Here is a 16,918-nt window from a genome sequence, read left to right as displayed (position 1 = left end):
ACTGACAGGAAGATAATCCGTAGATGGCTAAAGAAGAAGTCCTCGAGTTCCCGGGCGTCGTGACCGAATTGCTGCCGAACGCGACGTTCCGCGTGAAGCTCGAAAACGAACACGAGATCATCGCCCATACTGCCGGCCGCATGCGCAAGAACCGCATCCGCGTTCTCGCCGGCGACAAGGTGCTGGTGGAGATGACCCCCTACGACCTGACCAAGGGCCGTATCACCTACCGCTTCAAGTAATCCAGGCGGCAGCACGGCAGGCCCATGGCGTCAGAACAGAAACTCATCCTGGCCTCAGGATCTCCGCGTCGTCTGGACTTGCTCAACCAGGCCGGCCTCCAGCCCGCGCGCCTGATGCCGATGGATATCGACGAGACGCCGAAGAAGTCGGAGCATCCCCGCTCGCTCGCCCGCCGCCTTTCCGGCGAGAAGGCCGAGGCCGCCTGGACTGCGCTGAAGAACGATCTCGCATGGCGCCACGCCTACATCCTGTCTGCGGACACGGTGGTGGCGGTCGGACGGCGCATCCTGGAGAAGACGGAATATACCGACGAGGCATCCTCGGCGCTCCACCTTCTCTCCGGCCGCGGCCACACCGTCTACACGGGCATCTGCCTTGTGACGCCGGGCGGCCAGTTCCGGCACAAGGTCGTCCACACCAAGGTGCGGTTCAAGCGCCTCTCCCCGCGCGAGATCGACAATTACATCGCCTCGGGCCAATGGCGCGGCAAGGCCGGCGCCTACGCCATCCAGGGGATAGCCGGGAGCTTCGTGCAGAAGATCGTCGGCTCCTATACCAACGTCGTCGGACTGCCTCTCTACGAAACGCTGTCGCTGCTCTCCGGAGAAGGCTTCGACGTCCAGGCAGCCTGGCCGGAGGGCTGAACGTCATGGCAGATCCGATCAAGCCCGGTGGCAAGGTGGAACCGCTGCGCAAGGCACGCCCGTGCCCCGAATGCGGCAAGCCGTCGGCCCGCGAACACTATCCCTTCTGCTCCGATCGCTGCCGCACCCTCGATCTGTCGCGCTGGCTGAAGGGCTCCTATGCCATTCCGGTTGCCGACGACCAGAGCAAGGCAGACCCCTCGGAGGAATAGGCTCCGGGCCCCTCCGGCGCCGATTTCACCGGCCTGTGGGAAGAGGCGAAAAAAGCCATCGCCGCCGCTGGACATGGCCGAACAAGATGTTATAACCCCGCTCGCTTCCGGGGCGCAGGCCCCGCCGGTCACGGACCGGAAGGCTTGAAGAAGCCTCGATGCCCGGATAGCTCAGTTGGTAGAGCAGCGGATTGAAAATCCGCGTGTCGGTGGTTCAAATCCGCCTCCGGGCACCATTCACTCCCCCTTCAGGTGCCACCATCCTTCCTTCGTCACCCGGTCGACTTGTCGGGCGCTCGTGATCGCTCCTGCATCAGGTTCCCTCGACCCGGGCGTAATAGGGCGCGCGCGTCTCAAACGGTATGTGCGTTGATATCTTGATTATCCTAAATATCTCACATCTAATATAAGGCGATGGTGATTGAGGGCTGCGCATGATCCCGAAAGCCGAGTTGGATGAAGCCTTGATCGAGGTACTGGGCTGGTCGCGCAAGATCGCCCGATTATTTCGCGGCCTCATCTATTTCATTCTGGCCACGCTGCTTCTCTCGGCGAGTACTTACGAAATCCCTGCCTTCTGGACGATTGCCTTCGCGATCGGTCTTTCCGGTCTCCTGGCGGGAACCGCGTTTATCGGACAGACATGCCTGATCATACTGGCGGTCCTGGCGGTGGTGCCCGCCTCGACGATTTCGATGCTTTCCCACGCATTTCCCTGAGCCACACGGAAGGCGCTGCCGGCAGCACCTCTAGACCGCCCGCACGGGACGGCGGGAAGGTTCTCTGCAGGCAATGGCACTACGCACTAGCGCATAAGGGCCACGCCGCGATATCCCGGGACAGGACTTGGCGCCTGGCATGGGTTTGCGGCGTGGCCCTTGGCATTCTTAGTTGAGAGCCGAGATCACCGCTTCGGCGAGCTTCGTCGACGATGCCGGATTCTGGCCGGTCAGCAGGTTTCCGTCGCGGACGATGTAGGCGCCCCAGTTGGGACCGTGCTCGAAGGCCGCGCCCTTCCTGGTCAGCGTGGCGGCGAGCAGCCAGGGCGCGTTCTCCGCGGTCCCGAAAGCGATCTCCTCCTCGTCGCTGAGCGAGGTCATCCTGCGTCCCGCAAACGGCCAGTTGCCCTGTTCGTCCTTGGCCGCCAGAAACGCCGCGGGCCCGTGGCAGACGGCGGCGATGACCTTTTGCTGCCGGTCGGCATCGACCAGCACCCGTCCCATGTCGGGATCCTTGTAGAGATCCTCGACCGGACCGTGTCCGCCCGGGACCACGACGGCATCGTAGCCGTTCATGTCGACGTCCGCGAGGACCAGCGGGTGTTCGATGCGCGCGGCGTTCTGCGAAAGGTAGTCCCGCATCTTCGCCGCAACCTCGTCGCCGACCGTCTTCGGGTCGAGGCTGCGCCTGTCCATCGTCGGCACGATGCCGCCGGGGCTGGCGAGGTCGACCTGGTAGCCGGCCTTGAGGAACACCTCGTCCATGTCGACGAACTCCTGGGCCCAGACCCCGGACTCGTAGATTGATCCGTCGGCCCGCGTCCATTTGTCGGCGGCGGATAGGACAATCAGAATTTTCTTCATTGCTCTTCTCCTGTTTGCTTGATGGATCGGCCAAGACCGGGTTCGCCGGTCGGTGTCGCGGCACGCGCGACGACCGGCGACGTCATGCCCGAAGCGGGTATCCTTGTCCGCCCGGGATCGCTCGTGACGGTCAGATGTTCTGGCCGCCGGAGACTTCGATCCGCTGCGCGGTGACCCAGCGGTTGTCGGGGCGGAGCAGGCTGGCGACCGCCGGACCGATGTCATCCGGCAGGCCGACACGGCCGAGCGCGATCATGTTGGCGAAGGCTTCGTTATATTCGGGCGTGTCGCGAACGGCCCCGCCGAGGAAATCGGTTTCGATTGCGCCGGGCGCGATCGCGTTGGCGGTGATGCCCCGGCTGCCGAGTTCCTTCGCCATGTAGAGCGTCAGGATCTCGATCGCCCCCTTGGCGGCGGAGTAGGCCGAAAAGCCCGGATAGCTGATGCGCGTCAGACCCGACGAGAAGTTCACGATGCGCCCGCCATCCGCCATGAGCGGCAGCAGGGCCTGGGTCAGGAAGAACACGCCCTTGACGTGGACGTTGAACAACTGGTCGAACTGCGCCTCCGTCGTCTCGCCGAATGCGGCCATCTCGCCGTGTCCGGCATTGTTGACCAGATGATCGAAGGCGTCGCGGTTCCATGTCGCGCTCAGGGCCGAGCGGACACGCTCGACGAAGCCGGGGACCTGGGAGATGTCGCCGACATCGAGCTGCAGCGCGACCGCCCTGCGGCCCATGGCTTCGATCTCGGCCACGACGGCCTTCGCGCCCTCGGCGCCGTTGCGATAGGTCAGGATCACGTCGCCGCCATGGCGCGCGATGCTGATGGCGGTGTTGCGGCCAAGACCACGGTTGCCGCCTGTCACGATTGAAATGGTAGTCATCGGTAGCTCCTTTGTCGTTGCTGGCTGGTGATGCGCAATATCGTCCAGCGGAGCGTATCCATGTTGTTCGATCCTCGGGTATTCTTGCCTGTTTCTCCGAAGGTCGATCCTGTGAGAGGCTGCTACATGGCTTCCCCTGGCTCCCCGGGCCCAGGACGTGCGGAAGCGGGCAGTCCGGTCGAAGTGACGCGCCGCCGATCGATCGATGGCGGGCGTGTGCTCCGACCAAGGATGAGCACGAATGCCGAGGGCGTCGGTCACTTGATGACGGATGGCGCCGATGCGTGGTCCGCTTACGCGGTGGCCGCCGATTGCTGGCGGGCGCTCCTAATGTCCCGCACGGGCGGCTTACCGAACATTCTCCGGTATTCGCGGGTGAACTGGGGGACGCTCTCGTAGCCGACGGCGAAGGCGGCGTTGCCGGAAGAGGAGCCCTCCGACATCATCAGTCGCCGGGCCTCGATCAGCCGAAGCTGCTTCTGGAACTGCAGCGGCGAAAGCGACGTCACCTCCTTGAAATGCTGGTGGAAGGAGGAGGGGCTCATCCCCGCCTCGGAGGCGAGCCGCTCCACCCGAAGCGGTTGCGCAAACTCGGCGCGCAGGACGGCGACCGCCCGGCCGACGCGTTGGGCGGAACTGTCCGTGAGGCCGAGACGCCGGATCGCGGGTCCGTGGCGCCCCGCCAGCAGCCAGTAATGCATTTCCCGGACCAGCTGGGCGCCGAGGACCGGCATGGACTTTGGCCGTTCCAGCAAGCGGACCAGCCTGAGGGCGGCATCGGCCACTTCCTCGTCGGTCGGCTCCACACGGACGGGGGCCGTGTCCCCGATCGGCACAGCCTTCATCTCGACCGACAGGGCGGTGACGAGGCTCGGATCGAGATCGAGCACGACCGAGAGGTAGGGCGCCACGAGGCTCGCCCGCGTGACCTGGCTGACGGTCGGGACGTCGGCGCTGATGAGCAGCGAGTCACCCGCGCCGAAGGAGTAGCTGTTCGCTCCCATCGCCACCCGCTTCTCGCCCTGGACGACAAGGCAGGCCAGCGGCTTGGAGACAGCGTACTGGACTTCGCTGGGAGAGATCGACCTGATGATCGTCAGGCCCGGAATGGGGGTGCGCGCGGCGCCCATGGAATCCGCATGGGCCTCGGCATATCGGCGAACGGCGGAAAGAAGTTCTTCACTCATGTCCTAACCCTATACCGTCATGCGCGCCGGCGAAAGACGAGATGGAGAAATAGGCAAGAAGCAAAGAGTATCGCGCAAGTTCCGGCGATAGAATTATGCAAGATTTGTCCGCTTGCCGATGATAGGCGTCTATGTTGCCGGGGACACGTAATTTTGAGTTGATCTTGCCGCGACTGCATATTCTTCTCGGGCTTCCCGGCCGGTTCCGGGGAGTTCGGGATTTGTTGGCGACAGTCTTCACGGACACGGGCCCGCGTCCTGCGGCTTTCACGAGGGAGGATGGCATGGTGACTTTCACGCTCAATGGCGAAGAACGCACGTTTGACGGGGATCCGGAAACCCCGCTTCTCTGGGTGGTCCGGGACGCCGAGAGGCTGACCGGCACGAAATACGGCTGTGGCATTGCCCAATGCGGGGCCTGTACCGTGCATCTGGACGGCATGCCCCGGCGATCCTGCGTGACGCCGATTTCCATGGTCGACGGATCCGAAGTGGTCACCATCGAAGGCGTCGACGGGCCGGAAGCCGAAGCGGTCAAGACCGCCTGGGCGGCCATCGACGTGCCGCAGTGCGGCTACTGCCAGTCCGGCCAGATCATGTCGGCGATCGCCTTGCTGCAGATGGTCCCCAAACCGAGCGACACCGACATCGACGGCGCGATGACGGGAAATATCTGTCGATGCGCCACCTACCATCGCATACGGGCGGCGATCCACGCGGCCTCCAATTCGATGGAGGGCTGAGCCATGTCCATCCAGAAGATCGACGTCACCCGCCGCGGCTTCATCGCCGGATCAGGGCTGGTCATCGCCATCGCCATGGCGCCGAGGGTCATGAACGCGGCCCCGAAGGGTGTGCCCGCAGGCGGCGTGCCCGAACTCGTTCCCATGAACGCCTTCGTGAAGGTCGGGGCGGACGATACGGTGACCATCCTCTGCAAGCATATCGAATTCGGGCAGGGGCCGTTCACCGGGCTTGCGACGCTTGTGGCTGAAGAGATGGACGCCGACTGGAGCCAGATGCGGGCGGTCCATGCACCCGCGGACGACCAGATCTACGCCAACCTCGTCTTCGGTCTCCAGGGAACCGGGGGATCGACATCCATCGCCAATTCCTTCGACCAGATCCGTGTGGCCGGGGCGACGGCCCGCGCCATGCTGCTCGCCGCGGCTGCCGAGGAATGGCAAGTGCCCGTTTCGGAGATCATCATCGAGAAGGGCCGCATCAAGCATCCGGGCAGCGGCAAGGAAAGCGGGTTCGGTGCCTTTGCGGAAAAGGCGGCGCAGCAGCAGCCACCGTCCGAACCGAAGCTCAAGGCGAGCGAGGACTATGTCCTGATCGGAACCGAGCTGCCGAAGCTCGACACGCAGGCGAAGATCGACGGAACGGCCATCTTTACCCTCGACGTCACGCCCGACAACGTGATCGTCGCGGTCGTCGCCCATCCGGAACACTTCGGTGCGAAGGTCGCGAGTTTCGATGACACCGAGACCCGCAAGGTGCAAGGTGTGCTCGACGTCAAGCAGGTGCCGTCCGGCGTCGCGGTCTATGCCGACAACACGTTCGCGGCGCTGAAGGGCCGGGATCTCCTCAGCGTCGAATGGGATCTATCCGAGGCGGAGACCCGGTCTTCCGACGAGCTTGCCACCCACTATGGGAGCCGTTTCGCCGAAGCCGGGCTGGTGGCGACCGACAACGGCAATGTCGAGGAGGCATTCGGTGCGCCCGGCCTCCAGACCATCGAGGCGCAGATCGTCTTTCCCTTCCTCGCCCATGCCCCGATGGAGCCGCTCGACACGGTCTTCCTGAAGGCGGACGACGGCTCGCTGGACATCTATACGGGTGCCCAGTTTCCCGGAATGGACCGGCAGGTCGCAGCCGAAATCCTCGGACTGGACCAGTCCAAGGTGCGGCTCAACACCCAGATAAGCGGCGGCAGCTTCGGTCGGAGGGCCCAGTTCGGCTCGCCGTACATGCGCGAAGCCGCGAGCGTTTATGCGGCAAGCGATGGTTCGCGGCCGCTCAAGCATATGTGGACGCGGGAAGACGATATCCGCGGCGGGTTCTACCGGCCGATGTACGCCCACTGGATGCGCGGCGCGATCGACCAGCAGGGAAGGATCACCGCCTGGGAGCAGGTCATCGTCGGCCAGTCCATCATGGGCAAGGTCGACCTCGACGATACCTCGGTGGAAGGGGCCTCGAACCTGCCCTATGCCATCCCGAACCTGAAGGTGACGTCGCACAATATCCAACTCGCCGTGCCGCCCCTGTGGTGGCGGTCGGTCGGTCACACCCACACGGGCTTTGCCGTGGAAACCTTCGTGGACGAACTTTTCGCCAGGATCGGCCGTGACCCTGTCGAAGGGCGGCTGGCACTTCTCGGCGACAAGCCGAGGCATGCCGGCGTGTTGCGCAAGGTCGCGGAAATGGCCGACTGGGACGGGCCGGTGCCGGAGGGAAGAGCGCGCGGCGTGGCGGTGGTGGAGAGCTTCCACAGCTTTGTCGCGCAGGTCGCCGAGGTTTCCATCGATCAGGAAGAAGGCAAGCCGCGCGTCCACAAGGTCTGGTGCGCGGTCGATTGCGGCCTGGCGATCAACCCGAACGTCATCAAGGCCCAGATGGAAGGCGGTATCGGCTACGGCCTCGGCGCCGTCCTCTTCGACGCGGTGACCCTGGGCGAGGGCGGCAAGATCATGCAGTCGAACTTCCACGACTACCGGTCGATCCGCATCAACGAGATGCCCGACGTGGCGGTGGAGATCATCAAATCTACCGAAAAACCGACCGGCGTCGGCGAGCCTGGCGTTCCGCCCATCGGCCCCGCCGTCGCCAATGCCTGGAGGAGCCTGACCGGAACACCCGTTCGCCAGCTTCCGATCGTCAACATCGTCTCGAGCTGAGGACAGACGGATGAACCCGAAAATCTTCCTACCCGGAGTAGCCGGCTGTCTTGCTCTGCTCGCCGGCACGTCCGTCGCCCCCTGGTCGGCAGCCCAGGATGCACAGTCGCTGAAGCCCGCGTCGTCCTTCCAGTCGATCCAGGACGAGAGGGAGCGGTCGCTGGCCCTCTTTCAGGAGGCCGGCAAGGTGATCCAGCATCCGCGCTGTATCAACTGTCACCCCGCCACAGAGCGCCCGCTGCAGGGCGTCGACATGCGCCCGCACCAGCCGCCCGTCGTCCGCGGCGACGGTGGCATGGGCCTGCCGGGCATGCAGTGCACCACGTGCCATAGCGCGGAGAATGTTTCCGTCGTCGGGCAGGCGGAGACGATCAAGAGCATCCCCGGTAATCCGGCTTGGCATCTCGCGCCGATCGAAATGGCGTGGGAGGGCAAGACCCTCGGCGAGATCTGCGAGCAGATCAAGGACCCGGCCCGCAACGGCGACAAGACGATGGCCGAACTGGTCGAGCACATGGCCCACGACGAGCTTGTCGGCTGGGGTTGGGAACCCGGCGCCGGTCGCGAGCCTGCACCGGGGACACAGGAAGTGTTCGGCGAGATCATCCAGGCCTGGGCAGATACCGGCGCCGCCTGTCCGCAGTAAGCGCTATCAAGCCGCATCCCTGTTGTTGCTGCCGTCCCTCGCACGAGGGGCGGCAGTCTGCTGCGTGCCGTCGAAAGCCTGGCTGCGGCAATCACCGGCAGCGGTCCGAAGTGTTTCGCGAGCCGCCTCCCGACCTGACACACACTGTTACAACTTTAGCCCTTCCTGACAAAGCTGTGCGACAAACGCCTTCTATGTTGTCCATGCCCAACAGAGGGCATGAACCCACAACTAGAGGATAGATATCATGCTGAAGTTTCTCGTTTCCACAGCCGTTACCGGGCTGATCATCCTGGCACCTGCCACCGCTACGCTGGCAGAGGGCGAATACTACGAAGGCGCGAGCAAGGACGTATCCCGCTCTGTCCGCGACACCTTCCAGACCAACAGCACCACCTACGGTTACGCCAACGGCGAAGGCCGCAGCCTGTTCGGCAAGACGAGCCGCGACAATCGACAGATCGGCGATCGCGTGACCGTCGACAGCGGTGACTATTACCAGGGTGCCTCGCGCCCCAACTGATACGCAGTTCATTCAAGACACCGGTCGCAGCAAGGTCGCAAAGTTTGCTGCCACCACCAGGGAGCCGGAGGGTCAAGGACCGTCCGGCTCGCCCCTCGCAACACCCCGAGCAGAGGCGAGGGATCGAAGGACCCGAAATCTGATCATAGGAAGATCATACTGTGCTACAAAGCCTGAACGAGCATCAGCGCGCGGGAGAACAACTCGAGATGGATGTCGCTCCGCACATCGCTGTCGTGGATGATCACAGGGACATACGGGACCTGGTGGGCAAATACCTGACCCAGCAGGGTTTCCGCGTGAGCCTTGCCGATGGCGGTCCCGCACTCCGCAAGCTGCTCGAAACGGGCTCTCCCGATCTGATCGTGCTCGACATCATGATGCCGGGCGAAGACGGCATTTCGCTCTGTCGCGAACTGCGAACCTCGAGCCAGGTACCCGTCATCTTTCTCACCGCCATGTCTGAAGACACGGACCGCATCGTCGGGCTGGAACTGGGCGCCGACGACTATCTCGTCAAGCCGTTCAACCCGCGCGAGCTTCTCGCGCGCATCCGCGCCGTCCTGCGGCGCGTCCAGGCTCTCCCCCTGCAGCAGCGCCAGATGATGAAGGGCAAGATCATCAAGTTCGACCGGTGGACGCTGGACGTCGGGCGCCAGGAACTCTGCGGCGAAGACGGGGTCGCCATAGCATTGAGCACAGCCGAATTCCGCCTCCTGAAGGCCTTTCTCGAACATCCGGGCATCGTCCTGAGCCGCGACCAGCTGCTGGACCTGACGGCCGGACGCAACGCCGAGATCTTCGATCGCAGCATCGACAACCAGGTCAGCCGGCTCCGCAAGAAAGTGGAACGCGACCCCAAGAACCCGAGTTGCATCAGGACGCATTGGGGCGGCGGCTACAGCATTACGGTAGAGGTGATCGTCTCATGAGGTACTGGTGGCGCAGAAGCCTGGCGGCACAATTCGTAGGCCTCCTCTTGCTTGCCCTGATCGTCTCGCAGGCGATCGGAATGCTGCTGTCCTGGGACGAAAAGGACAAGGCTCTGAAAGCCGCCATGAAAAGCGAGTTCTTCAGCAGGACGGCCTCGGTCACGAGGCTGATGGAATCGATCCCGCACGACCTGCGGCAGGAAGCCCTGCTGGCGACGGAAACCACCTATTCGCGCTTCTGGATAACGCCGGAAGAACCTCCCGCCGCGCTGGCGTGGAGCGAGAAGGCGGCGGAGGAGCTGATGCGCCCGCTGGCAAACCTCGTCGACCTGCCTCCCCAGTGGGGCCTCAAGGTCTCCGCGGTGGAAATCCCCCCGGACCGCGACGTATTCAGACCCGCTCAGGCAAGCCAGGGATGGGCTGTTCCTTCCGCGCCGATATGGGATCTCCCCCGGGACGCGCTCTTCGTGTCCTTCGGGCACGGGGACGGGCTGGGGCTCGCCGTCAAGCTGAACGACGGCACGTGGCTCAATTCCGCCTACTACAAGTCCATACCGGACGACTGGCAGAGATCGCTGATCACGCTTCTGACGACCGCCGTCATCCTGTCCAGCATCGGCATCATTTCGGCGACACGCATCGCCCGTCCCCTGAGGCAGCTCACGGCGTCCGCCGAAGCCTTCGGCCGGGGAGAGAACGTCGGTCTCCTGCCCGAAGAGGGCCCCGACGACATCAGGCAGATGGCGGAGGCCTTCAACCGAATGCAGGACCGGCTGCACCGCTTCGTGGACGACCGCATCAGGATGCTGGCGGCGATCGGCCATGACCTGCGGACGCCGTTGACCTCGCTTCGGCTGCGAGCCGAATTCGTCGAGGATCCCGATACGCAAAGGCGGATGACGGAGACGATCGACGAGATACAGGCGATGACGGAAGCCATGGTCGCCTTCGCCCGCGGCGAGGCCTCGGTGGAGGAAACCCGCAACGTCGACCTGACGGCGCTGGTGGAGAGCCTGTGCGACAATCTCTCCGACATGGGCCAGAGTGTTGACTATGTCGAGACCGAGCCGGTGATTTACCGCTGCCGGCCTGATGCGCTGCGACGGGCGATCCGCAACCTGATCGAGAATGCCGTGCGATACGGCGGCAGCGCCAAGGTGTCGGTCAGCGAGGAGCCCAACTCGGTGGACATCGTCATCGAGGACCGTGGGCCGGGCATTCCGCAGAACCTGCGGGAGGATGTCTTCTCGCCCTTCTTCCGGCTGGAAAAGTCCCGCAACAGGGAGACCGGCGGGGTCGGCCTCGGCATGTCGATCGCCCGCGCCATCGTCAGGCACCATGGTGGGGATATCCAGCTGATGGACAACGAACCCGGCCTGAAGGCGATCATTCGCCTGCCCCAGATCCAGGGGAAAATGCCGGTGAGCGACATGGCGGCCGGCACGCATTGGACGCTCTAGGTCGGATCGACGCTGCCGGTATCGCCCCCTCTCTGCCGGTTGTCCCGGGAGGTGGTGGCCAACAGGGGCATTGCCTTCTTCATCGCAGGTGGGCCCCGCGACCGGACACCAGGCAAGCTTGGAAAGGCGCTGCCGAAAGGCTAAGAGGGTGGTGGATCGGCGTGCCGGGTTCGAGCCGGCCGCAGGTCGCGATGTCACTGCAGGTTCCAGTCAAGAGCAGCCATGGACGCCCCGGAAAGTGTGTTTGATCGCCCCGCAGTGGACGTGGCCCTTGACCTCATCGGCGCCGAACTGACCTTTCACGGCGTGGGCGGGATCATCGTCGAGACCGAAGCCTACGAGCCCGACGATCAGGCCTCCCACAGTTTCCGAGGACCGACGGCAAGGAACCGCTCGATGTTCGGCCCCGCCGGACACGCCTATGTCTACCGTTCCTACGGCATCCACTGGTGCCTCAACGTGGTGTGCCGTCCCGGCAGCGCGGTGCTCATCCGTGCGCTTCAGCCGGTATGGGGCATCGATGAAATGGAGAGGCGTCGCGGGCAGGCCGCGGCGCGCCATCTCTGTGCCGGACCGGGACGGGTCTGCCAGGCGCTCGGCATCCACCTGGAGCATGACGGCCTCAGCCTTCTCAAGCCCCCGTTTGGGCTTTCGCTGCCGCTCGTTCGCCCCCCGGTGGTGACCGGCAAGCGGATCGGGATCACCAAGGCCGCCGACCTTCCCTGGCGGTTCGGGCTGCAGGGTTCGCCGCACCTCAGCCGCCGGTTCCCGCCGGAGACGATGCAGGCAGGACCCTTTGCCTGAAGAGCGAAGAGAGAAGGCAGATGCATCCGCCTTCTGCATCGGATGCGTGCGAAGTGGGACACTTCACACCAAATCTTAACCTTCGGGCAAGGAATTAACCATACATATTAGGGACCACGGCAAATTGGGCGACCTGCAGTTGCCCGAGGCATGACGCCGCTCTGCCGTACCGGTTCCGATCCGGTATCACCCATGATCACAATCAGAACGACTGCGGTGAGCGTGATGTTCGTACCGCTGGTGCTTGCGCCGGCGGGATGACCCTCGACCCCGGCGGCAGACCTTGTGAGACGACAGTTCGCACTCGACCCGTGTGGGTTTCTATTGATTTCGAGGGATGCAGTTGGGGAACGAGACGCGATCAGACCAGGCGCGAAAGGGGCAGGCGGGAAGCCTGGGTGAAAGGCTGGCATTCGCCGGCCTGGACCAAGCCCTCTGCGACCTGCTGCGCCGTCACCGGCCGCATCTCGAACCGGCCGTCAAGACCGGGCTTCGGGATCTTTTGCTGCGCTACCAGTCGTTCCCGGAAGCATCACGCGTCTTTACCAGCGAACAGCAGATCGAGCGTCTGCATGATCTGCAGGCCTCGCATTGGAGCGTCCTGACCGACGCCCGCTTCGACGCGCTCTACGCGGAGCGCGTGAAGGTCCTCTCCGACAGCCAGAGCAGGATGGGGCTCGATCCCCGCTGGGATATCGCCGGGCACGCCGTCGTCCTGGAACATCTGCTGAAGGCCATCGTGGGCGAGGACCGCAAGTCCCGTCTTCCCTTCGGCCGCCGCGGCTCCGACGAGCGCGCAGACCTCGTCGCCGCCCTTGTCCGGCTCGTCATGGTCGATGCGGACATCGCCGTCTCGCTTCGGTTCAACGAACTGCGGCAGAAGCATCACCGCGCACTGGCCGAACAGCGGCAGGAAGACCAGGGCGAAGTGCTTGCCCTTCTGTCCGAGGTCGTCCACTCGCTCGCCGAACGCGACCTGACGGTCGCGCTACCCGAAAACGTCCCGGACGCCTATGGCGAGATCGCATCCGTTCTGGGCCAGGCAATCGAGATGATGCGCAGTTCGATCGAGGACGCCCGTCAACGCAGCGACGAGGCCGGGACGGCATCGACCGCTCTTGCGGCGCGCGCCCGTTCGCTGGCGGAAGATTCCGGCGCGCAGTCCGGCAGTGTCCTGGATGCGGCGCGACAGCTGGAAGACCTGGTAGGCCGTCTTCGCAAGGGCGCTGCGGAAACGGGTGACGCGGCTCGAGTCGCAGCCGTGACGAGACAGACGGTCGAAGAGAGCGGGGAGACGGTCGGACGGGCCATCACCGCCATGGCCGACATCGAGGCGTCTGCCGAGAAGATCGGCCAGATCATCGGCGTCATCGACGAGATTGCCTTCCAGACCAATCTTCTGGCGCTCAACGCCGGGATCGAAGCGGCGCGCGCAGGAGACAGCGGGCGTGGCTTTGCGGTGGTCGCACAGGAGGTGCGGGCCCTTGCCCAGCGTTCCGCCGATGCCGCACGCGAGATTAAGGCGCTGGTCAGCACCACCAAGACCCAGGTGGATTCCGGGGTAAAGATGGTTCACCGGACGCAGGATTCGATCGGCGGCATCGTCCGCCAGGTTTCCGAAATCAACGATGCCATCGCCGGCATCGCCACCCGTTCGGAAGAACAGGTCGGCGAGCTGAGCGGGATCTCGGCGGATCTTTCCTCGCTTGGCGCCCGGATCGGCGTCACGGCGGGCGATGCGAAAATGGTGGGAGAAGAGGCCGACGACCTTCACACCGTCATCCTCGAGCTCGGCCGGACCGTCCGCGAATTTCGTATCGAGCGGACCGTCCGCTACCGCTCCGACCGCGCCAATGCCGCACCCCCGTCGCCGGCGCGCCTGCCGGTAGCGCTCATCGAGGCCGGCGACCTTCTGCCGCCTGCCGCCGAAGAAATCGAATTTCCCAGAAGACGAGGAATGAACTGATGGCGAGCAAGAAGGCTGCCCAGGAGAATCTTAAATTGTCACCGGTCCTGGACCTGAACGAAGCGTCCGTCCTGCACGGCAAGCTGATGGAGCTTCGTGGCCGGGATCTCAAGATCGACGCCTCGCAGGTCGAACGGCTGGGGGTCCAGTGCGTACAGGTCATCGTCGCGGCGGCCCGCGCCTGGCAGGACGACAAGAAGGCCTTCATCGTCGAGAAGGCATCCGACGCATTCGACAAAACCCTGCAACTCATCGGCATCGATCCTAACCAGCTGACGGCCAAGGAGACCTGAAATCATGAAGAAAAAAGTGCTGACCGTGGATGATTCCCGGACCATCAGGAACATGCTCCTGGTGACGCTCAACAATGCCGGGTTCGAGACGGTCCAGGCCGAAGACGGCGTGGAGGGACTGGAAGTCCTGGAAGACGCCAATCCCGACGTCATCGTCACCGACATCAACATGCCGCGCCTCGACGGCTTCGGCTTCATCGAAGGGGTTCGCCGCAACGAGAAGTATCGCGCGGTGCCGATCCTCGTTCTGACGACCGAGAGCGATGCGGAAAAGAAGAACCGTGCCCGCCAGGCCGGCGCCACGGGCTGGATCGTCAAGCCGTTCGATCCCGCCAAGCTCATCGATGCAATCGAGCGCGTCACAGCCTGAAACTAACGCCTGATCAGGATTTCCTCCGATGGATATGAACGAAATTAAAGAGATCTTCTTCCAGGAGTGCGAGGAACAGCTCGCGGAACTGGAATCGGGGCTTCTGAAGCTCAACGATGGAGATCGCGATCCCGAGACGGTGAACGCCGTCTTTCGTGCCGTTCATTCCATCAAGGGCGGCGCAGGCGCCTTCGGTCTTGATGACCTCGTCGCCTTCGCTCACGTGTTCGAGACGACACTCGATTGCGTTCGCTCCAACCGCCTGGAGCCCACCCCGGATGTCCTGAAGGTCATGCTCAAGTCGGCCGACGTGCTTGCCGATCTGACCAATGCCGCCCGTGACGGTGGTTACGTGGACGAAGCGAGAAGCCGGACGCTCGTCAAGGAACTCGAAGCGCTGGCCAACGGCGAGACGCCGGCCCCGGCCGTCAGGGCCTCCGAGCCGGCCCCGGCTGTCGCAGCACCCGCGCCCAGCGACGACAGCGGCTTCCAGCCGATCCCCTTCTCGTTCGATTCCTTCGATGACGACGAGCCGGCGGTCGACGCCGTGACCTACGAGATTTCCTTCCGTCCGCGCCGCGAACTCTACACCAAGGGCAACGAGGCGGCACTTCTGTTGCGCGATCTCTCGCGCATTGGCGAAATGACCATCAACTGCGACGCGGACACGCTGCCCGCTTTCGACAAGATGGATCCCGAGGAAGCCTATTTCACCTGGACGATCGAGCTCGGCACGGCGAAGGGGGAAGACGATATCCGTACCGTCTTCGAGTTCGCCGAATGGGATTGCGACCTGGAGATCAAGGAAGTGTCCGCCGCGGCACCCGCCGACGAGCGCCCGATGATCCCCGTACCCTTCGACCTCTCGGCCCTGGACGAGGGTGACACCGCGTCCGGAACGGCGTCGCCGTCGGTCAATGTCGCGGCGGAAGTCGTCGCCGCTGCGGAAACTGCGACCTCGGTGTCGAAGATGGCCGCCGCTGCGGCCCGCGTCGAAAGCAAGGAGGCGTCCGCCGCCTCGACTGCCGCCGCACAGAATGCCGCCGCCGCAGCCGCGGCCGGACAGACGATCCGCGTCGATCTCGACCGCGTCGATCGCCTGATCAACCTTGTCGGCGAGCTGGTCATCAACCAGGCCATGCTCTCCCAGAGCGTCATCGAGAACGACACGACCGGCAGCTCGTCCATCAACATGGGGCTGGAAGAACTCCAGCAGCTGACGCGCGAGATCCAGGACTCGGTGATGGCGATCCGTGCGCAGCCGGTCAAGCCGGTCTTCCAGCGCATGTCGCGTATCGTCCGCGAAGTCGCGGACATGGTCGGCAAGTCCATCCGCCTCGTCACCGAAGGCGAGAACACCGAGGTCGACAAGACCGTTATCGACAAGCTTGCCGAGCCCCTGACCCACATGATCCGCAATGCCGTCGACCACGGCGTCGAGACGCCTGAGAAGCGCCAGGCGGCCGGCAAGGATCCGGAAGGCACGATCAAGCTGACCGCCAAGCATCGCTCCGGTCGCATTCTCATCGAACTTCAGGACGACGGCGCGGGCATCAACCGCGAACGGGTCAAGCAGAAGGCGATCGACAACGACCTGATCGCCGCGGATGCCAACCTTTCGGACGAAGAGATCGACAACCTGATCTTCATGCCGGGCTTCTCCACCGCCGACAAGATCTCCGACATTTCCGGTCGCGGCGTCGGCATGGACGTGGTGAAGCGCTCCATCCAGGCACTCGGCGGACGCATCTCGATCTCCTCCCGCCCGGGCCATGGCTCGACCTTCACGATGAGCCTGCCGCTGACGCTCGCCGTCCTCGACGGCATGGTGGTGACGGTCGCAGGCCAGACCCTGGTCGTACCGCTGACCGCGATCGTCGAGACGCTGCAGCCGGAGGCAGCCTCCATCCATTCCTTCGGGGCGAACCAGCGGCTCATCTCGATCCGCGATTCCTTCTGCCCGCTGGTGGATGTCGGCCGGATCCTCAATTTCCGGGCAACCCAGGCAAATCCCGTCGAGGGCGTTGCGCTTCTGGTGGAATCGGAAGGCGGCGGACAGCGCGCCCTCATGGTCGACGCCATCCAGGGCCAGCGCCAGGTCGTCATCAAGTCGCTGGAGGCCAATTACACGCACGTTCCGGGAATTGCCGCCGCCACCATCCTCGGCGATGGCCGGGTAGCGCTCATCCTCGACGTCGATGCCGTCGTGGCGGCATCCCGCGGGCAGTCCCTCAAGCCTGAAGTATCCCTGGCAGCCACGGGTTAA

Annotated in this window: 18 protein-coding genes and 1 tRNA gene; 16 read left to right on the top strand and 3 right to left on the bottom strand. The window is 64.2% G+C overall.

Features of this window, described 5'->3' with window-relative positions:
* The first annotated feature begins 23 nt into the window (after nucleotides 1-23).
* From infA to ACWGPT_RS19235, 5 genes are all read left to right on the top strand, one after another.
* Nucleotides 24-242 carry a translation initiation factor IF-1 gene (infA, locus tag ACWGPT_RS19255; protein WP_004435948.1) on the top strand — a complete coding sequence of 73 codons (219 nt, stop codon included), beginning with the start codon at nucleotides 24-26 and terminating at the stop codon, nucleotides 240-242.
* A 24-nt stretch (nucleotides 243-266) separates the two neighbouring features.
* A complete protein-coding gene (locus ACWGPT_RS19250) occupies nucleotides 267-887 on the top strand; it encodes a Maf-like protein (protein WP_452607251.1) in 621 nt (206 codons plus the stop codon).
* Between the two features lie 5 nt (nucleotides 888-892).
* On the top strand, nucleotides 893-1,099 hold the full coding sequence (gene yacG / locus ACWGPT_RS19245) for a DNA gyrase inhibitor YacG (protein ID WP_452607250.1): 207 nt from the start codon (nucleotides 893-895) through the stop codon (nucleotides 1,097-1,099).
* A gap of 160 nt (nucleotides 1,100-1,259) precedes the next feature.
* Nucleotides 1,260-1,335: transfer RNA gene (locus ACWGPT_RS19240), tRNA-Phe, on the top strand.
* Between the two features lie 198 nt (nucleotides 1,336-1,533).
* Nucleotides 1,534-1,818 carry a hypothetical protein gene (locus ACWGPT_RS19235; protein WP_452607249.1) on the top strand — a complete coding sequence of 95 codons (285 nt, stop codon included), beginning with the start codon at nucleotides 1,534-1,536 and terminating at the stop codon, nucleotides 1,816-1,818.
* Nucleotides 1,819-1,986: 168 nt separating this feature from the next.
* Here ACWGPT_RS19235 and ACWGPT_RS19230 read toward each other — a convergent pair whose 3' ends face one another.
* The 3 genes from ACWGPT_RS19230 to ACWGPT_RS19220 form a co-directional block, all read right to left on the bottom strand.
* Nucleotides 1,987-2,682: a type 1 glutamine amidotransferase domain-containing protein gene (locus ACWGPT_RS19230; RefSeq protein WP_452607248.1), complete on the bottom strand. Its 696-nt coding sequence runs from the start codon at nucleotides 2,680-2,682 to the stop codon at nucleotides 1,987-1,989.
* A 130-nt stretch (nucleotides 2,683-2,812) separates the two neighbouring features.
* The gene (locus tag ACWGPT_RS19225) at nucleotides 2,813-3,568 is read right to left on the bottom strand and encodes an SDR family NAD(P)-dependent oxidoreductase (RefSeq protein WP_452607247.1); all 756 of its coding nucleotides are present in this window, start codon (nucleotides 3,566-3,568) and stop codon (nucleotides 2,813-2,815) included.
* Between the two features lie 293 nt (nucleotides 3,569-3,861).
* A complete protein-coding gene (locus ACWGPT_RS19220; RefSeq protein WP_452607246.1) occupies nucleotides 3,862-4,755 on the bottom strand; it encodes an AraC family transcriptional regulator N-terminal domain-containing protein in 894 nt (297 codons plus the stop codon).
* 284 nt (nucleotides 4,756-5,039) lie between these two features.
* On the opposite strand from ACWGPT_RS19220, the gene ACWGPT_RS19215 reads away from it, so the two are divergent.
* The 11 genes from ACWGPT_RS19215 to ACWGPT_RS19165 all read left to right on the top strand — a co-directional run bounded on the left by ACWGPT_RS19215 (nucleotide 5,040) and on the right by ACWGPT_RS19165 (nucleotide 16,918).
* Complete coding sequence (locus ACWGPT_RS19215; RefSeq protein WP_452607245.1) at nucleotides 5,040-5,498, top strand: (2Fe-2S)-binding protein; 459 nt, start codon at nucleotides 5,040-5,042, stop codon at nucleotides 5,496-5,498.
* Nucleotides 5,499-5,501: 3 nt separating this feature from the next.
* Nucleotides 5,502-7,658 (top strand): molybdopterin cofactor-binding domain-containing protein, encoded by a 2,157-nt coding sequence (locus ACWGPT_RS19210; protein ID WP_452607244.1) that lies wholly within the window; start codon nucleotides 5,502-5,504, stop codon nucleotides 7,656-7,658.
* A 10-nt stretch (nucleotides 7,659-7,668) separates the two neighbouring features.
* Nucleotides 7,669-8,304: an Isoquinoline 1-oxidoreductase subunit gene (locus tag ACWGPT_RS19205; RefSeq protein WP_452607243.1), complete on the top strand. Its 636-nt coding sequence runs from the start codon at nucleotides 7,669-7,671 to the stop codon at nucleotides 8,302-8,304.
* Nucleotides 8,305-8,551: 247 nt separating this feature from the next.
* Complete coding sequence (locus tag ACWGPT_RS19200; protein ID WP_452607242.1) at nucleotides 8,552-8,827, top strand: hypothetical protein; 276 nt, start codon at nucleotides 8,552-8,554, stop codon at nucleotides 8,825-8,827.
* 209 nt (nucleotides 8,828-9,036) lie between these two features.
* Complete coding sequence (locus ACWGPT_RS19195; protein WP_452607323.1) at nucleotides 9,037-9,759, top strand: response regulator; 723 nt, start codon at nucleotides 9,037-9,039, stop codon at nucleotides 9,757-9,759.
* Nucleotides 9,756-11,219: a sensor histidine kinase gene (locus ACWGPT_RS19190; protein ID WP_452607241.1), complete on the top strand. Its 1,464-nt coding sequence runs from the start codon at nucleotides 9,756-9,758 to the stop codon at nucleotides 11,217-11,219. Before ACWGPT_RS19195 ends, ACWGPT_RS19190 begins: the two co-directional genes overlap by 4 nt.
* Nucleotides 11,220-11,441: 222 nt before the next feature.
* Nucleotides 11,442-12,023 (top strand): DNA-3-methyladenine glycosylase, encoded by a 582-nt coding sequence (locus tag ACWGPT_RS19185; RefSeq protein ID WP_452607240.1) that lies wholly within the window; start codon nucleotides 11,442-11,444, stop codon nucleotides 12,021-12,023.
* A gap of 337 nt (nucleotides 12,024-12,360) precedes the next feature.
* Entirely contained in the window at nucleotides 12,361-13,989 is a 1,629-nt protein-coding gene (locus ACWGPT_RS19180) for a globin-coupled sensor protein (RefSeq protein WP_452607239.1), read from the top strand.
* Nucleotides 13,989-14,282 carry an STAS domain-containing protein gene (locus ACWGPT_RS19175; protein ID WP_452607238.1) on the top strand — a complete coding sequence of 98 codons (294 nt, stop codon included), beginning with the start codon at nucleotides 13,989-13,991 and terminating at the stop codon, nucleotides 14,280-14,282. Before ACWGPT_RS19180 ends, ACWGPT_RS19175 begins: the two co-directional genes overlap by 1 nt.
* A gap of 4 nt (nucleotides 14,283-14,286) precedes the next feature.
* The gene (gene cheY1 / locus ACWGPT_RS19170) at nucleotides 14,287-14,652 is read left to right on the top strand and encodes a chemotaxis response regulator CheY1 (protein ID WP_052636909.1); all 366 of its coding nucleotides are present in this window, start codon (nucleotides 14,287-14,289) and stop codon (nucleotides 14,650-14,652) included.
* Nucleotides 14,653-14,680: 28 nt separating this feature from the next.
* Nucleotides 14,681-16,918: a chemotaxis protein CheA gene (locus ACWGPT_RS19165; RefSeq protein WP_452607237.1), complete on the top strand. Its 2,238-nt coding sequence runs from the start codon at nucleotides 14,681-14,683 to the stop codon at nucleotides 16,916-16,918.

The sequence above is a fragment of the Pseudorhizobium sp. NPDC055634 genome, from assembly GCF_053618655.1.
This window is presented reverse-complemented; position numbering and strand designations above follow the sequence as displayed.

Excerpts from the sequence above, each read along its gene's own strand:
- infA (WP_004435948.1), top strand. The coding sequence starts at position 24 with ATGGCTAAAGAAGAAGTCCTCGAGTTCCCGGGCGTCGTGACCGAATTG.
- ACWGPT_RS19250 (WP_452607251.1), top strand. The coding sequence starts at position 267 with ATGGCGTCAGAACAGAAACTCATCCTGGCCTCAGGATCTCCGCGTCGT.
- yacG (WP_452607250.1), top strand. The coding sequence starts at position 893 with ATGGCAGATCCGATCAAGCCCGGTGGCAAGGTGGAACCGCTGCGCAAG.
- ACWGPT_RS19235 (WP_452607249.1), top strand. The coding sequence starts at position 1,534 with ATGATCCCGAAAGCCGAGTTGGATGAAGCCTTGATCGAGGTACTGGGC.
- ACWGPT_RS19230 (WP_452607248.1), bottom strand. The coding sequence starts at position 2,682 with ATGAAGAAAATTCTGATTGTCCTATCCGCCGCCGACAAATGGACGCGG.
- ACWGPT_RS19225 (WP_452607247.1), bottom strand. The coding sequence starts at position 3,568 with ATGACTACCATTTCAATCGTGACAGGCGGCAACCGTGGTCTTGGCCGC.
- ACWGPT_RS19220 (WP_452607246.1), bottom strand. The coding sequence starts at position 4,755 with ATGAGTGAAGAACTTCTTTCCGCCGTTCGCCGATATGCCGAGGCCCAT.
- ACWGPT_RS19215 (WP_452607245.1), top strand. The coding sequence starts at position 5,040 with ATGGTGACTTTCACGCTCAATGGCGAAGAACGCACGTTTGACGGGGAT.
- ACWGPT_RS19210 (WP_452607244.1), top strand. The coding sequence starts at position 5,502 with ATGTCCATCCAGAAGATCGACGTCACCCGCCGCGGCTTCATCGCCGGA.
- ACWGPT_RS19205 (WP_452607243.1), top strand. The coding sequence starts at position 7,669 with ATGAACCCGAAAATCTTCCTACCCGGAGTAGCCGGCTGTCTTGCTCTG.
- ACWGPT_RS19200 (WP_452607242.1), top strand. The coding sequence starts at position 8,552 with ATGCTGAAGTTTCTCGTTTCCACAGCCGTTACCGGGCTGATCATCCTG.
- ACWGPT_RS19195 (WP_452607323.1), top strand. The coding sequence starts at position 9,037 with ATGGATGTCGCTCCGCACATCGCTGTCGTGGATGATCACAGGGACATA.
- ACWGPT_RS19190 (WP_452607241.1), top strand. The coding sequence starts at position 9,756 with ATGAGGTACTGGTGGCGCAGAAGCCTGGCGGCACAATTCGTAGGCCTC.
- ACWGPT_RS19185 (WP_452607240.1), top strand. The coding sequence starts at position 11,442 with ATGGACGCCCCGGAAAGTGTGTTTGATCGCCCCGCAGTGGACGTGGCC.
- ACWGPT_RS19180 (WP_452607239.1), top strand. The coding sequence starts at position 12,361 with ATGCAGTTGGGGAACGAGACGCGATCAGACCAGGCGCGAAAGGGGCAG.
- ACWGPT_RS19175 (WP_452607238.1), top strand. The coding sequence starts at position 13,989 with ATGGCGAGCAAGAAGGCTGCCCAGGAGAATCTTAAATTGTCACCGGTC.
- cheY1 (WP_052636909.1), top strand. The coding sequence starts at position 14,287 with ATGAAGAAAAAAGTGCTGACCGTGGATGATTCCCGGACCATCAGGAAC.
- ACWGPT_RS19165 (WP_452607237.1), top strand. The coding sequence starts at position 14,681 with ATGGATATGAACGAAATTAAAGAGATCTTCTTCCAGGAGTGCGAGGAA.